Annotated in this window: 11 protein-coding genes; 8 read left to right on the top strand and 3 right to left on the bottom strand. The window is 31.8% G+C overall.

Going from position 1 to position 17,301, the window contains the following annotated elements; translation table 11 throughout:
- Positions 1-154 precede the first annotated feature (154 nt).
- The 6 genes from AC5LXV_RS02160 to ggt all read left to right on the top strand — a co-directional run bounded on the left by AC5LXV_RS02160 (position 155) and on the right by ggt (position 8,324).
- Positions 155-1,132 (top strand): hypothetical protein, encoded by a 978-nt coding sequence (locus AC5LXV_RS02160; protein WP_493467264.1) that lies wholly within the window; start codon positions 155-157, stop codon positions 1,130-1,132.
- 148 nt (positions 1,133-1,280) lie between these two features.
- Positions 1,281-1,412 (top strand): hypothetical protein, encoded by a 132-nt coding sequence (locus AC5LXV_RS02155; protein WP_493467263.1) that lies wholly within the window; start codon positions 1,281-1,283, stop codon positions 1,410-1,412.
- Between the two features lie 243 nt (positions 1,413-1,655).
- Positions 1,656-2,243, top strand: a complete 588-nt coding sequence (locus AC5LXV_RS02150) for a transposase (RefSeq protein WP_493467262.1) — start codon at positions 1,656-1,658, stop codon at positions 2,241-2,243.
- Positions 2,244-2,584: 341 nt separating this feature from the next.
- Positions 2,585-2,914: a GapS6a family protein gene (gene gapS6a / locus AC5LXV_RS02145; protein WP_144190112.1), complete on the top strand. Its 330-nt coding sequence runs from the start codon at positions 2,585-2,587 to the stop codon at positions 2,912-2,914.
- On the top strand, positions 2,914-6,294 hold the full coding sequence (locus AC5LXV_RS02140; RefSeq protein WP_493467261.1) for a tetratricopeptide repeat protein: 3,381 nt from the start codon (positions 2,914-2,916) through the stop codon (positions 6,292-6,294). The genes gapS6a and AC5LXV_RS02140 overlap by 1 nt, the downstream gene beginning before the upstream one ends.
- Before the next feature lie 284 nt (positions 6,295-6,578).
- A complete protein-coding gene (gene ggt, locus AC5LXV_RS02135; protein ID WP_493467260.1) occupies positions 6,579-8,324 on the top strand; it encodes a gamma-glutamyltransferase in 1,746 nt (581 codons plus the stop codon).
- Between the two features lie 130 nt (positions 8,325-8,454).
- Here ggt and AC5LXV_RS02130 read toward each other — a convergent pair whose 3' ends face one another.
- Entirely contained in the window at positions 8,455-9,852 is a 1,398-nt protein-coding gene (locus AC5LXV_RS02130) for an RtcB family protein (protein ID WP_493467259.1), read from the bottom strand.
- 146 nt (positions 9,853-9,998) lie between these two features.
- Complete coding sequence (rtcR, locus tag AC5LXV_RS02125; protein WP_493467258.1) at positions 9,999-11,621, bottom strand: RNA repair transcriptional activator RtcR; 1,623 nt, start codon at positions 11,619-11,621, stop codon at positions 9,999-10,001.
- A 263-nt stretch (positions 11,622-11,884) separates the two neighbouring features.
- On the opposite strand from rtcR, the gene AC5LXV_RS02120 reads away from it, so the two are divergent.
- Positions 11,885-13,105, top strand: a complete 1,221-nt coding sequence (locus tag AC5LXV_RS02120; RefSeq protein WP_493445651.1) for an RtcB family protein — start codon at positions 11,885-11,887, stop codon at positions 13,103-13,105.
- A 1,864-nt stretch (positions 13,106-14,969) separates the two neighbouring features.
- On the opposite strand, the gene AC5LXV_RS02115 is transcribed toward AC5LXV_RS02120, so the two are convergent.
- Positions 14,970-15,797 (bottom strand): PAAR domain-containing protein, encoded by an 828-nt coding sequence (locus AC5LXV_RS02115; protein ID WP_493467257.1) that lies wholly within the window; start codon positions 15,795-15,797, stop codon positions 14,970-14,972.
- A 745-nt stretch (positions 15,798-16,542) separates the two neighbouring features.
- Here AC5LXV_RS02115 and AC5LXV_RS02110 point away from each other — a divergent pair.
- The gene (locus tag AC5LXV_RS02110; protein WP_493467256.1) at positions 16,543-17,298 is read left to right on the top strand and encodes a nucleotidyltransferase domain-containing protein; all 756 of its coding nucleotides are present in this window, start codon (positions 16,543-16,545) and stop codon (positions 17,296-17,298) included.
- The last annotated feature ends 3 nt before the right edge of the window (positions 17,299-17,301 follow it).

Below are 17,301 nucleotides of genomic sequence, written 5' to 3'. Positions count from 1 at the left end.
GATAATTATCTCATCGACTTATCAAATTTGGCATATTTTAATCTATGCTTAGATGTCATTAATTGAACTAATAAGAAATATATCAAAATTTGTAACAAGAAAATAAGATATTTGTGGTTTTACACAATGAAAAAAATAAAATAAAAGGAAAACAATGAATTTTTTTTACAAATTGAAGAATAATATTAAGAAATATCCTGTTTTGTTTATCGTGTTATTACTATTTTATGTTGTCGGTATAATTTTTCTTTTTATTAATAAAATGCAATTGGATATTTGTACATTTATAGTTTCTATTATATCAGTGATTATGATGCTGATAATTTATTATGTTGGTTTTGCAAGCTATCAACAAAAGCAATTAACTATTAGATGGCTTAAATTTATTTTTTTACTACCAAAAAAATCAAAAAAAAATTTACATAAAATATTTTTTCTATCTGGCTGGGGAACACTATTTGGTACTTTAGCTTTTATTACATTCTTATTAAAATTCGAATGGCGAGTTAGTTTTATTTTTTTTATATGTCAATGTTTTACAGCTATCCTTATAACAGCAAATTATATAGATCGTAAAAAAATCATTAGTTTGGCTGTAACAATTAAAGGTAGTATTTTAATTATTATATATACATTCTTTGATTTCTTAAGTAAAAATTTAGGGCGTTCTTTCGTCACACAAATAATATCAGTTCCCCCAGAACAAATTCCGACTATAACACATGGAGTATATTGGTATTACTTTATTACATTAATAAGTATGTTTTTACTGCTAATTATTATATTTTGGGCTGATTTAGCAAAAAATAGAAAACTTTTATATAAATTACCATTTTTAACTTATATTCTTATTTTCATAAGTGTTATATTACCGAGTCAATTAATTACTTATCATCATAATAGTATTATTAATACTATTATTGAAGAAACATACATTGCTGACACAATGAATTATTTTAAATGCGATAACAAAATTATAAAAAAAGTTCCCAGTAATAGTGCTCGATACTTGAAAGTTGATGAAAATGAATTTCGTGTATTCTATTTTAAAGAAGGTAAAAACAATATTCAATTAACCACATATCTCTGTAACGGATCTGATTATACTGAAATTGATATTCATAAAAAATAATTATTTAAATTGCAATTATGATGATTGCAATTTAAAAACACATTATTCATTGTTTTTATTTAATTTTTTCATTAAATATGGTATAATAAAAGCGTCAAATACTGATTTAATAAATTCAGTAAAATTACCATTAGAGGAATTATAAAAAATGAAGAATAAAATTAAAAATGCAAGAAGTCTTTCAAAATTAAACTTAGTTAAAATTTTGACCAGTATGGCAATGTTTTTCTTGAGCGGAATAAACATTGCCATAGATTTTATCATTTTTCATAAAAAATAACAAAAAATTTTTTATTTATACTTATCCTATAAACTGTTCTAGACATTTCATTTGTTATCTTTTTTAAATAATTAGCAAGTCTATACCATCAAAAAAATCAGCTATAATATATCATCCTCTTTTAGCTATTGAGCAACATCTTGCCGCTGAGCGTTTTTTGCTAGCATTGCCAGATTTGGTAGCGACAACGCCTCTATGTCGACGTTTTAAACCAGCTTCATTGTTTATAAATATTGCGCACCGATGACGTTAAGCAATCAACCACATAGCTTTATTGCAGATAAGTTTCACCTTTCAGCGCGAGCAGCACGGCGGTGGGATAATGTTATCCGTCAGTTGTTAGCACAATATGAACCGGATCTTTATCAAGCGATTCTTAACCTTGCTCAAGCAAAACCAACAGAAGTTTTTCAGCAAGCTAAGGCTTTTAAGTTGTGGCTTACTGGACTACTTAAGACGGCTGTCATGCCTTGCGATTATTGCCACTCTTTGAATACTATTCGCATTGGTCATCGGCTTAATTTTCGTTGTAAAACCTGTCGGCGAACCTTTAATCCACTGAAAAAATATCAACTTAATAAGTTATCTCACCATGAACGATGGTTGCCGTTTATTGATTTATTGCTGCAAGGTGAAACATATAAAACCATTCAGCAACAATTAGGCATTAATGCCAATACCGCAGCTAAATGGCAGCGCTATTTTTTTACATTGATGGAAGAACAAGGATTTACACTTTTAGTTAACTATTGCCGAGCAAAGCGACGCCAGCGTTATCGTCAAACTTGGTTAGATATTAATGCGAATAGTCCACATATCAAAGCAAAATAATATTATTATATTTGTAATAAATATTAAGGAGTCTATACCGTCTTATAATATCGTTGATGGTTTATTAAGGCTCTTTAGAAAAGTATCGATTTATCTGCAATTTTAGTGGGATAGTTTAGATGTTAGTATTTTTTATGATACAAAAAGCCATTAGTTCAAAATTGTTCATTAATTATATCTAATGGAGATATAAATAAATTATTTCTTCTTATCAGAAAATTCATAGGATCATTTTTAATAATTCTATAGAACAGAATTATACATATTGTTAAAGACAAATTTATTGTATAATTATACAGTATTTTATATAAATATAACTTAATTTATTGAAAGGTTTGAAGATGGAATTTATAACAACAACAATACTATCTGGTGTTATTTACGATATATTTAAAAAAGGGATGTTAATAACAAAAGATGTATTAGCAAACAATTTAAAAAAATGGTTAATGGATGATACTACTTTAGAAAAATTAACAGTCAAGCTGCAAGAATTAAATTTAAATGATGAAATGAGCGAAAAAGCAATAGAAAGAGAGATAAATTCTTCAAATGGAATAAAAGAATTACTCAGCAAAATTTCAGCCCATAATGTTGATATCGATATTCAAATTCACTCTGGCACAGGAGACAATATCATTGGCAATAAAATTATCAATGGTAACAGATAATGGATAAAAATGAATTCAATCATTCAATTCAGATTCATAAAGGTACTGGTGATAATATTAGCGGGAATAAAAATATTTCTATTGAAAATTTAAATATTTATCAAGAAATTGCTCCTAAAAGTATCCAAAAAAATGTCACACAAATTCTCAATGATTTAAGGGATTATAAAATTGATGAAGCAAAAATAAAGCTTACCACTTTACAGTCACTTGGTTGCCTAGATGAGGAAAGTTCTGCAATAATTGAAACACTTTCTATACATGCGGATCTCATTGCAAAAGAAAATATAGATAATGCCTTATCAGTAATTAATAGATATCTGTCAAAATATAAAAACTTATTAATTAGAGATCTTTGTTTGTCAGCTTTCATTAAATTAAGTTGTCATCAAAATAATGATACAGCAGCAAAAGAACGTTATCTGAATGAAGAGGATCCTGGTGAATATGCTAGAAAATCCTATTACCACTTTTTAGCTGATGCAGATGAATTAATAGAAATCTTTAATTCAAAAAAATTTTCTCTAACAGAAAATGAATTAGAAGGTATTATTGATGGAGCATTGTGCCATAATGAAGGCGAATTTGCATATCAAGTTGCACAATTTTTAGATCACAATTTTAAATCTTATAATAGCGAATTTTTAATATTATACTCAAGAGCAGTAAAATTAAATCCGATTATAAGTAATACTCATTATTGGCTCTGTTCGGCAGAGGTACGAAGTGAACTAATGGATATTTGTAATCAATTAATACACTTGTTTGAGGTATCCAAAAATAGAAATTATCGTATTTTTAATATTGCAACACCAATGATTCATTATTTAAGAGGTGATCACAAGGACTTACTTTCATTATGTAGCAAACATATAAATAAAGTTGAAAAAATAGATAATTTTGTAGCTCATTGTATTGATCAAAATATTGTGATTAAAAAGGTTGATATATCAGATATAGACTTCAAAAAAGTATTTGAGGATAAAAGTTATAAAAAAGAAGTAGTAGAAAAAGTATTAAGAAAAAAACAGATTTCACCGAAAGAAGTTTTCCTGATAAGTCGATTTGCATCTTCACAACAAATAAGAAATTGGCTTGAAGAATATGGAGAGTTTTCTACCAAAGATATAACAGAGTCACATTTCAATTCTTTTTATTTAAAAACATTATCTGTGACAAATAATAAAGACTTGCAATACATTAATGAAATTCGATGTGATTTTAATTTATTAATAAATAAATATTCGGAAATAATAAAAGAATTCAACCCTGAATATATTTTAGAGATTGCTAAAGAATTATTTGATATAGGTTTAGCTTATGAATCAAGTCGTTTACTTAACTTGTTAATCCCAATTCAGGATAGTTTTTGGAATTCTCAATTAATTTATATTTATATAAATAGTTTATATGAAGGACAACAATATTCACAACTATCCCGGTTCCTAAATAAAGTTGAAAAAAAGACTTGGAATAACGATATTTTTATCATTAAAGCAGCAATTACCTCATTTGAAGGAAATCTTGTTGAAGCTGTAAACATAATTAAAGAGGCATTAAGTTATAATAAATCATGTTTAACATCTTGGGAATATTTAATCAATTTAAGCATAAGTTTAAAAGCAGAAAAAATCGAAAACATATTGAACGATATCCCGCTAGAGCTATTTAATGAACCAAGTGAAGTAGGCAATAATTTATTAATATTGATGGCTAAAAATAACCTTTTCAATAAAGCTGAAAAAATTATTGTTTCATGGTTTCTCCAAGATCCCAATAAAGCAGCTTTTTATCTTAGTAATTTTCATCTTAGTTTAGGTATTAATGATAATGAACTTAGCTCAGAACCCGATAATAAACTATTAGTTTCAAACAAGATCAATAATTGTTTATGTGGAATAACTTATAAATTAGACAATAAAACCATCACTAAATTAATCGTAGAAAATCCAGATTTAAATCATGAAATGATTCTAGATGCCTCATCACCAATAGCAAAATTCTTAAACGAATTATCAATTGGAGAAAGTCGTAAATATTCTATTAATGTCATTGAAATTCTTGAAAGAATGACCCCGTATGAAACTGCAATAAGGTTAGCTCATGAACTAAGAAATAAATTAAACGATGGAAGTGATTGTTTTTGTTATTCTACTGTACCTGATGATCCAAATGAAATGATTGAATTTTTTAAAGAAAAATTAACGTTAGATAAGAATGACCAACAAACTGAAATCTTTAAAAATCCATTCTATCCAATGATCATTAAATCCTATTTTATGGGTAAAGTTCAAGATCCTTTTCAAGCTGCTTTAGAACAATTTACAGATAATAAATATGTAAAACACAATTTAATTAATGTTGGAGATGAGTTAGCAAAAGATATAGTTTTAGATATTTATACTATTTGTTATTTAACTTTAACTCAGTTATCAAAAAATATAGAACAAGCTGGACTAAATTTAAAAATAACAATTGAAACTAAGTTATATTTAGAAAATTGGATTGCAAAAATTGAATCAGGAAAATATTTGACTGCAGGGGTTGATAAGAATGGAAAACTTACAAGAACAACTTCGGAAGATATAATAAAAAATTTTAGTGATATGATCATAGAAATGAAACATCTTATTAAGATAGCTGATATTATTTATCCTAAACTTGTTGATGTTCATCCTGAATTAATATTTTTTAAAAAATTTATGGATAAAGGAACATATTCGACAATACTGTCAGCCATTAGCCTTGATATCCACTTATTATGTATTGATCAAGTATTTATTGAAGCTCTACAAACTTCTAATATAAAGATTTATAACCCAATAAATTTATTTGCTAAATTAGGAAATTCATTAGGTTTTCAACATAAAAAATTAGGCCTTTATCTACATGCCTCTGAGTGTATTCCTTATGTGTTAACTTTAGATGATTTTTATTTATTAGCAGAATCACAAGATAACTTTGCTGATATCTGGCTTGTAAAAATAATAAATAAATATCCTCAAGCAATAAGTAATAATTTTGAAGTGTATGCAAAATTTCTCGTATCTATTTTATCTAGATTTATATTTAATGCTATAAGACAGAGCAAATTTGTATTAGGTAATCCTAAGCAAAATTTTAAAATTAATAGTCCATTTAGCTTTGGTGCAGATAATGTTTTTTATGCATGTTGTAATAATATATTAAAATATCCAAGTGATTTAAAAAGTGAAGAAAAAATAGCATTTTATTTATGGCTTCTTGTTAAACATTATAAAAACATTGAATCACTTTTTGAATGGTTATCAATAGCTGGAAGTTCTTTTATTTTGGGCCATTTTATGAGTTTTGATGAAATTAATAGGCTAATATCTAACTTTGATAATTTAGAAAAATAATTTAAAACATTTAATTATAACCCTTGCCCTTTTACCCTGAAATTTCATGTTAAAATTATTCAGAAATCTATATCATTTCATTGTAATTTTTTTTAATAGTCTCCTGTGTTATTGAGCTGTTTTTAGCAAAGTTAATTAATATTTATTGCCCTTGAAGATAGAGTTCACGTCTTTGGTGATGAATTGATATGTCATGGTAATTTTACTTAATAGTTTTGGGTTTATAATTTTTGGCATAAAAAATGCATTCCTTAGTTATCATTAATAGATGAGGAATGGTTAAAATGGAAAATAAATATAAAGTTAAGCTGTTATTAAGTATGTTGCTCGTGAGTGGCTTGTGTCAGGCGGAACCGTTGCCTTTTTCAGAAACAGGCAAATATTGTGAGACGCCTTCTCGATGTCTTAATCCAATCACTACCCATGTTATGGTGACTTCGCCAAATTATTTAGCAACTCAAGCTGGTCTTGATGTGTTACATCAAGGTGGTAATGCGGTTGATGCTGCTATTGCGGTTGCATCGACATTAGCGGTTGTTTATCCACAAATGAATACTATTGGCGGTGATAATTTTTGGATAATTTATAACTCAAAAACCAAAGAAATTAAGGGATTAAACGCAAGCGGGCGATCTGGTAGTCTGGCGACGATTGCATTTTATAAACAACAAGGATTAGATAAAATTCCGTCGCGTGGTTATTTAGCTGCTAATACCGTCCCTGGCGTGGTTTCTGGTTGGGATGAAGCTTATCAGTATGCATCAAAAAGTATGAATAACTCTTTACCGTGGAATAAGTTGTTTGATTCGGCAATCAATTATGCTGAACATGGATTTGCTGTTTCACCGAGTTTAAATTATTGGTCTACCGTTAATATTGATACTAAAGATAAGGAGTTCCGAGATCTCAAGCGCTTTGATGAATTTAGTAAAATCTTTTTAAAAGATAATGGTGAGGTCTATCAAATTGGTGAAATTCTTAAACAACCTGATTTAGCAATTTCATTAAAATCCATTGCCAATAATGGCGCCAATGAATTTTACCGAGGCAATATTGCTGAGAAAATTGTTGATGATTTAAAGCGTCATGGCGGTGTGTTGACCTTAGAGGATTTTGCTAACCATAAAGCAACATGGGTTTCGCCTATTCATGTTAACTATCGGCAGTATACGGCTTATAATTTGCCTCCTAATACACAAGGGATGGCTTCTTTAGAGATTCTTAATATATTAAATAATTTTGATGTTAAATCATTAGGCGAAGGCAGTGCTGATTATTATCATTTAATCATTGAGGCGACCAAGCAAGCGTTTGCTGATCGTGATAAATATTTGACGGATCCTGATTTTAACCCGATCCCGCTTGAGTTCTTATTATCCTCTCAGCATGGTCAACAGCAAGCTAAACAAATTGATATGCAAACTGCACGTATCGATATTAAGCCATTAGATCCAAAAGGGGATACGGTTTGGTTTGGCGTTGTTGATGCACAAGGGAATGCGGTTTCTATCATTCAGAGTATTTATCATGATTTTGGTTCAGGAATTGTCGCCAAAGATACCGGGATTTTGCTGCAAAACAGAGGGAGCTTTTTTTCACTCGATCCCAACCATATTAATCGTTTAGAGCCAAATAAACGAACCTTTCATACCTTAAATCCAGCCATGTTATTTAAAGAGGGGGCACCGTATCTGGTCTATGGCACTATGGGAGGAGAAGGGCAACCACAAACTCAAGCTGCCATCGTCACGCGAATTGTCGATTTTAATTTGTCTCCTCAAGATGCCATTAATGCACCAAGATGGTTACATGGGCGAACTTGGGGAGCATCATCCAATGATCTTAAAATAGAAGGGCGAGTCGCTAAGAATATTATTGATACTCTTAAATCGCGTGGACATAATGTGAAAATTGTTGATGATTATACCGATACCATGGGGCATGCCGGTGCAATTTTAATTGATGCCGATAATCATAGATTAATGGGGGCAACCGATCCTCGTGGTGATGGTTTAGCGGCGGGGTATTGATGATTGATTAAAATAATAGATCAAATCAGAAATGATAAAACTAATATAATAAGGATAATGACATCAGTCATTATCTTTATTCACTCTATAGAGATGCCAATTTTTTGGAGAAACTGAGATCTTTTTTACATCATACTTTAAACGTTATCCAAGGTTTAAGTCTGACAGCGGTTTGGATTAAACCAGCGTTTTCTTGCGCTTGAATGACGGGTGTAATAGGTTTATATGCAGCAGGCGCTTCCTCAAATAGTCGCTCTTGTTTCAAAGTAACGCATTGCCATGGCAATAAAGAGTTATCTGAAGCCAATTTCTTACTGCGCATCGTTTGCCTTTTTTCTGCTCGTCCAGCACCATGCGAGCAAGACCATAACCAATCAGGATGACCTTTTCCGATTGCAACATAAGAATAATCGCCCATAGATCCGGGTATTAAAGCGATTTCACCTAAATGTGCAGGTGTTGCGCCTTTACGATGAATATTCATGCTATTTTCAGGAAAAATGACATTGTGTGATATATCGACCAATAATTGACTCGCATCTTGCTTAAAGAGTGTGTTAAAGGTTTTACGCACCAGCTCTGTGATCACAATGCGATTTATCCAAGCATAACGCACTGCAACCCCCATCGCTTGCAAATACTCTTGAGCATGATTGTCGGTCAAAGCAAATAGACCTGATTTAGGATATTTTTGATCAACCGGCCATAATGCTTTGGCTTTATCTTGCCAACGCTTGCCAATATAAAAACCGACATCACGTGATCCAGTATGAATCATCACCACAATAGCATCTTTCTTTAAACCTAATTGATAAGCGACATGGCGATCAATAATTTCATCAACAATTTGTAATTCAACAAAATGGTTACCGGAACCTACTGTGCCTAAACTTGACGGACGAATAATCGTCCGTTTTTCAAAAAAGGCTTCGGGAGCATACTGGCTATCGGCTGAAAGAAGATCATTGCCAGAAATTTTGCTAATCTCATGCGTTAGTCGATCAAAATTGACACTATTCCATAAACCTTGTTGCGGTAAAGCATTCAACCAAGCGGTAAGTCCTTCATCAAAGAGCGCTTGAAAAGAAGTGGGGGTAACCGGTACATCGCGCTCATCGTGCAATAACACCTGTTTCAATTGTTCAATGAGACTTGATTTTTGTTCATCCACCTCATTAAGACTTAAACCGGTAGTAAATAGGCGCATCCCACAATTAATATCGGTGCCTATCGCCGCAGGAATAATTAAATCAGGCGTCGTGGCAACAATACTTCCAACTGGTGCAATCGCACCGGGATGAAAGTCTGGCGTAGCCCTTGCAGCGCAAACTTTGCCATCACTATTGGGCATAGTTACCGATGCAAAATCAAGTAACTGCTCAACCGCTTTTTCTTCTAAAGGTAACGGATTAGGTAACAGTACTTGTGCCGTAATATCTTGTTTATTAAATGTATAGATATCATTATTAAAATGAGTTTCGATCCCACATCGGGATAAACGTTTTTGTAAACGGGTAAATGTAGACATAATAGCCACCTAGAAAACAATAAAATACCGTCCTCTCAATTTGAGAGGATAATTACTGTTTCCTGCAGCAGCACTATTCAGGAAAGTGGGCGTATTCTAGACCAAAGTTTATTAAGATGTAAACGGATAAATCATTTTTTATTAGATCATCCGTTCTTACTACGTATTATTTCCCAACTCAGGCCAAATTTAGCTAAGTATTTTTTTAAACGATCAGCATCGTTACTGCGCTGTTTTTTGCTTCTTGAAACAGCAAATAGTGTTCGGCCTGCTTCAGACAAGGAGGCGCTGTTTTGGCATATTTCTAATACTTTTTCTAACTGGCAACGATCAAATTCATCAATTTCAGTTGGCATTAAATCGTTATAGCTTTTGGTTGTTTGCTGCCAATTTTGCTGTAAACGGCCGATTTCTTGCTCAACTTGTTGTAATGTAATATTGGCTTGTGGCGCTAATGTCGCCATACGGGTAATCGAACTATTGAGTTCACGAAAATTGCCTTGCCATTTTACTTGAGGAGAAGTGGCAAATTTCAGATAGGCATTACGGGATTGTTGATTGAATCGTGGCATAATGCCATATTCTTTGGCATAACGGGCTAGCTCAAAATCTATATTGGGTTCGATATCTTCCTTTCTTTCCGCCAATCCTGGTAATTGATAACTCCAAAGGTTAATTCTGGCAAAAAGATCTTCACGAAACTCACCTTGCGCTATAGCCTGTTTGAGATCTTTATTGGTACCAGCAATTAATTGAAAATTGCTTTGAATCGGTTTGTCACTGCCATATGGATAAAATTGTTTTTCTTCTATCGCTTTCAATAGCATTGCTTGTTCATCAAGACCTAATTCACCAATTTCATCTAAAAACAGTAAGCCACCATCGGCACTTTTTAGTAATCCGGTGCGGGCAATATTGGCACCAGTAAATGCCCCTTTAACATGGCCAAACAAGGTTGACATTGCGCCATCACCGCGTAATGTTGCACAGTTGATCTCAACAAATTGCCCTTGAATTTGATGATTATTATGTTTGAGCAAATAAATCTGTTTAGCTAAAAATGATTTACCCGCACCAGTTGGCCCAGACAATAAAATCGGCGCATGTGATCGGCTAGCAACTTGTTCTATTTCGGCTATGAGCTGATTAAATTGCTGATTACGGGTGGCAATACCCGATTTTAAAAGATCGGTGGCCTGATTAGCATAGTGTTGGAAACGAGTTAGGATCTTATCATATCGATGTAGATTCAAATCGATCTGATTCATTGTGCCACGAGGAATCATTGCCAATATGTCATCATCATTTAATTCATTATTGCTAGCGCTAATATCTTTTGGTTGTGGCGGTGACATTTGGAGCAATTTGGCGGGAAAGTAGCGTGATTCAGTCAATAAAAACCAGCAAATCTGCGCAACGTGTGTCCCAGTAGTAATGTGAACATAATATTCTTCTTTATCAGGTTTGAAGGTATATTTTTCGGCAATATCAAATAAGCAAGTGTAGACTTGCTCAAAATCCCACGGATCGGCTATGTCTATCACAATTGGCCGAACTTCAGTCTGTGGTGATAACAGTTTAATATCTTTAATGATTTCACAAAGCAGATGATAATCATTTTGATAATAAAGTAACTCTAAACGAGTAATAGGTTTATCGGCATGATGACATAAAGCAATGGTTGGTCGCCAATGCCGCCATCGTCGTTTACCTTTGCCTCGTTGATCAAGGACATTTCCGAGAAAACCAAACACCACATTCTTTTTCATAAATTTATCTATTTTTATAAACTAATATCTGAAATTATAAAAAACACCATTAAAAAATACTATGCGAATTTTAATTAATCTTGAAGAAAATAATTTATTTTATTTAAAAACATATAATTAAAAAATAATTTCAGGTTCTTTTATTAATTGGCACGTTTTTCGCAATAATTAATATATTGATGCAAAAAATATTTTTATAAAACTAAACTTATTAACAAGTGATAACTTGTTAAGTGAGATGAAAAAGAGAAAAGGAATTAAAAATGACTCAATATCATTTATTACAAACCGAAAATGCCAAACCGATTAAGATGTGGACAGAAGGAGTACCTGTGGAGCTAGGAGCTAAAGAGCAATTAAGCAAAACAGCACAACTTCCTTTTATTTTTAAGCATATTGCGGTAATGCCAGATGTTCATGTTGGTAAAGGTTCGACTATTGGTAGTGTAATACCAACAATTGGAGCCATTATTCCTGCTGCCGTCGGTGTGGATATTGGTTGTGGGATGATAGCCGTACAAACATCATTAATGGCAACAGATTTACCAGATAATTTATTACCGTTAAGAACCGAAATAGAAAAGGCAGTTCCTCATGGTATCGCGCCCAAAAATCATAAACGAGATAATGGTAGTTGGCATAATCCACCAGCTTTGATCGACCAATATTGGCAACAATTATTACCAGGTTTTCAGAAGCTAATTGACAAGTATCCTCATTTGGAAAAGACCAATAACTATCGACATCTAGGAACTCTTGGTACAGGTAACCATTTTATCGAAATCTGTTTAGATGAAGCCGACCGAGTTTGGATCATGTTGCATAGTGGATCACGTGGTGTCGGCAATGCTATTGGTCGCTTTTTTATTGAGATGGCGAGAAAAGATATGGAAGTCCATATAAAAAATCTACCAGATAGAGATTTAGCTTACTTAGAAGAAGGTACTGAACATTTTCAGGATTATGTCGATGCCGTTCATTGGGCACAAGAGTTTGCTCGACTTAACCGTGAAGCAATGATGACCAATGTGATTTTAGCTATGCGAAAAATCATTACTAAACCATTTACAACACATATGTCGGCAATTAACTGTCACCATAATTATGTGCAAAAAGAACATCATTTTGGTGAAGAGATCTTTGTTACTCGTAAAGGAGCGGTTTCAGCCCGTAAAGGGGAATTAGGGATTATTCCAGGATCAATGGGAGCGAAAAGCTACATTGTTCGCGGACTAGGCAATGAAGAAAGCTTTTGCTCTTGTTCTCATGGTGCGGGACGGGTTATGAGTCGCACTGAAGCGAAAAAGAAATTTACCATCGCAGATCAAATTAAAGCAACTGCACATGTTGAATGTCGTAAAGATGCCAATGTGATTGATGAAATTCCAATGGCATATAAAGATATTGATGCCGTGATGACGGCACAAAATGAATTAGTTGAGATTGTTCATCAACTACGACAAGTGGTCTGTGTGAAAGGATAAATGATATCGAGGATAACTTCCTCGATAATCATAATAAAAATAGTAGATTAATTATAAATTATATAATTAGTTACCTTGTATCCATTAAATTTAACTAAATGTTTTTTTTAACAAATCTAAATATTTCTATTTTTTAGCCATTTTTCAATATACAGAAACGAGTAATGGCAACATAATAAAACTATTGGATAGATAATAAAATTGAGAGTCATAAGTGATGACATAAATAAATCATAGACATCAAATTCTAAATATAGGTGCGTATTAACAAATAAAATGGATGGATTAACAATCCATGAAATAAAACTAGTTAAGACAGCGATGAGAACACCTGAAATCAATAATATGACAGGCCGATTAACTTTATTTAATATAAAGAATGAAATAAGTATAAAACTGAAATAACACACCCCATAAAATAATAAATACTGCCATGCTGGCGTGCTGTATTTTCTGATAAAAAATCGATAACACCAAAGGTAACTCAGTAATCCTCCGATAAAATTAAACAACACTATAATAAATAGATTAATGGTTTTCATTGATTAATTATTTTTTCTTAAATCTTTTAACTCTTTTTTCAATCCATAAAAACGAGTAACGGCAACATAATAAAATTACTGGATAGATAATAAAATTGAGAGTTATAAGTAAAGTTATAAACAAATATATAAAAAAAACCTCAATATTTAGAGTCGCTCCTTTATAAAAACCTAAAATAAAAGGTGTAACCATCCATGAGATAAAAGTAATTACAGTCCCAGTAATTACGCCGATACTTATTAATGCGAAAGTTTTTTTTATTTTATTTAATATCCAGATTGAAATAAGAATAAGACAGAAATAACACACCCCATAAAATGCTAAATACTGCCATGCTGGCGTGCTGTATTTTCTGATAAAGAATCGATAACACCAAAGGTAACTCAGTAATCCTCCGATAAAATTAAACAACACTATAATAAATAGATTAACGGTTTTCATTGATTAATTATTTTCTCTTAAATCTTTTAACTCTTTTTTCAATCCATAAAAACGAGTAACGGCAACATAATAAAACTATTGGATAGATAATAAAATTGAGAGTTATAAGTAAAGTTATAAACAAATATATAAAAAAACCCTCAATATTTAGAGTCGCTCCTTTATAAATACCTAAAATAAAAGGTGTAACCATCCATGAGATAAAAGTAATTACAGTCCCAGTAATTACGCCGATACTTATCAATGCGAAAGTTTTTTTTATTTTATTTAATATCCAGATTGAAATAAGAATAAGACAGAAATAACACATCCCATAAAATACTAAATAATATAATTCTGGCGTGCCATGTTTTCTGATAAAGAATCGATAACACCAAAGGTAACTCAGTAATCCTCCGATAAAATTAAACAACACTATAATAAATAGATTAATGGTTTTCATTGATTAATTAATTTCTCTTAAATCTTTCAACTCTTTTTTCAATCCATAAAAACGAGTAACGGCAACATAATAAAATTACTGGATAGATAATAAAATTGAGAGTCATAAATGAAATCATAAACAAATATGGAAAAAAAGACTTACTATTTAGACCCAATCTTTCATAAATACCTAAAATAAAATGTGTAACTATCCATGCGATAAAAGTAATTACAATCCCAGTAATTACGCCGATACTTATCAATGCGAAAGTTTTTTTTATTTTATTTAATATCCAGATTGAAATAAGAATAAGACAAAAATAACACACCCCATAAAATAATAAATACTGCCATGCTGGCGTGCTGTATTTTCTGATAAAGAATCGATAACACCAAAGATAACTCAGTAATCCTCCGATAAAATTAAACAACACTATAATAAATAGATTAACGGTTTTCATTGGATAATCCTTTTTTTCTTTTCGACTTCTTTGACCGCATCTTCTAATGAGCCGGGTAAAAGATAAAGCTCGTCTAATCCATATTCATCTAATACTGATGAAACAGCCCGTGCACAATATGGGAGAACTCCCGTCTCATAATCACCATTAATTACTCGTTGTTCAATATTAATGGCTTGCTGACGTGTTAAAGTGATTTTTGTCAAATTAACATAATCACCAACTAATTCATGATATTTTTTGTATTCTTCTATTGAAAAAGGAAAATCACCATCATCGTAAAAAGCTTCGGCTTGTCCTCGATATCGCCGCATATAATCACCATTAGGATCGAAAATTAATGGATATTTATCTTTCTCATTAAAATTAATATATAGGGCAGAATGTACACCAAATCCAAATGTAGCACCCCTAACAGTAAATAAGTACGCTTCTATTTCATGTTGCTCTTCTTTTGTTGCATCATTATTTAAATTTTTGCTTATATTATTTTGAGTAATAGAGTTATTGATGATAGGGCTTAAACTATTATTTTCTGTCCCAACACTCACAAAAACAGCACTTTGCAACGCGATAATTTTATTACAGCCTATTGGGGAACATTTACATGCAACGATACAACCGTCATAAGCTGCTGGCTTTCCAGCAACGATAAAATTGTAAGTTCCTTCTATAATTTTTCCAGTACTTTGGCACTTAGGACATGAAACATAATCGCCAATGCAAGCTATACCTTGGTTAGCATAAAAGCTGTCTGCTGATCCTGAAATAATTCTGCCGCCAGTCGTGGTTATATCACCTATAATGGCTATTTGCTTACTCATCATAGCATCCCTGTTGTTTTTTTGAGCGATTTGTTGTGATTTTATGAAACAGATGTAGAAGATCAAGCTTATATTTGTAAAGATATTTTAATGAAATAAGTAAGTTACGTTTATTAGTAATTGAGTATCTATTGCATATAATCAAGTTATTTTTATAATAATTGTTACTTGAGAGAAATGGTTAAATAATGATAATTTAATTCATCACTTAAGAATGGTAAATTAACTTATGAATTTTAATCTAAAAATTCCAACAGTTTATTTTTTATGATTATATTATTTATTAAATCCATACAGAAGGTTGTACCGTTATAAGTAGAGTAACGATGTTTCGAGAAATTTTACCTGTTAAGTAGCATTCTACTCTTAAGGCAATTACGTGAGTTGGTTGCAAAGTAATCCGTTATGCAAACGCCTTAAGCCTTTCTCATTGAGTATTGACATTGTGCCATGGGCATTAATTGCTCAGCCCTAAAGAACCAAAATAGAAAAAGCGGTACCTTGTAGCATCGCGCCCAAAAATCATAAACGAGATAATGGTAGTTGAGATAATGGTAGTTGAAATAATGATAGTTGGCATAATCCACCAGCTTTGATAGATCAAAACGGCAATACAAGAACTGGCAATCATTGAACCTGATGACGAGATTAAAGAAGATTTAGCCGCATTAATAGCTGAAGAGAATGATTAAAAATTTTGTTCAATTGATGGTTATTATAAAAATTAATAAGGATGTTATTAAAAATGCAAAACCGTATACAAGAAAAACTTATTGAATTAGAACAACAATATAACATTAACATCATTTTTGCCTGTGAATCTGGTAGCCGAGCATGGGGATTTCCCTCACCAAATAGTGATTATGATGTTCGTTTTATTTATATTCATCCACTTGATAAATATCTATCAATTGATAATCCTGCTTCTCATCTGACTTTTCCAATCGACGATGAGTTGGATTTACATGGGTGGGATTTGAAAAAAACGTTACAGTTAATTCGCAAATCCAATACTACGCCATTTGAGTGGTTGCAGTCACCAATTATTTATCAGCAAAATGCTGCAATTGCCGAGCCATTATGGCAATTATGTGCAGAATTTTTTAATGCCCGTGGTAATATTTTTCACTATTTAGGTATAGCGAAAAGTGCTTGGCAAAGTAGTGAAGGGCAGCAAATTGGTGTCAAAAAGTTATTTTATGTGTTAAGACCACTATTATGTGCTAAATGGTGTTTGGAAAAACAGCAAATTGCGCCGATGGCAATAGCACCATTGTTGACGCTATTGCCCGATAATTTACGTAACAAAATCAATAAGATTATTGAGCAAAAAGCAACCATGGCTGAATCACAACTTATCGCTATCGATCCTGAAATATTACTATTTATTGAACAATCGATGAATGATATCTTGCAACAGGTTGCGCCAATAACTGAACGACATTTTAAACCGGCTAAATTAGATCAATTTTTCATAAAAACATTGATGGATTTACAATAGGGA

This window comes from Gilliamella sp. LMG 34359, assembly GCF_984569085.1.
The sequence above is the reverse complement of the archived record's forward strand: the minus strand, read 5'-3'. Positions and strand labels throughout refer to the sequence as shown.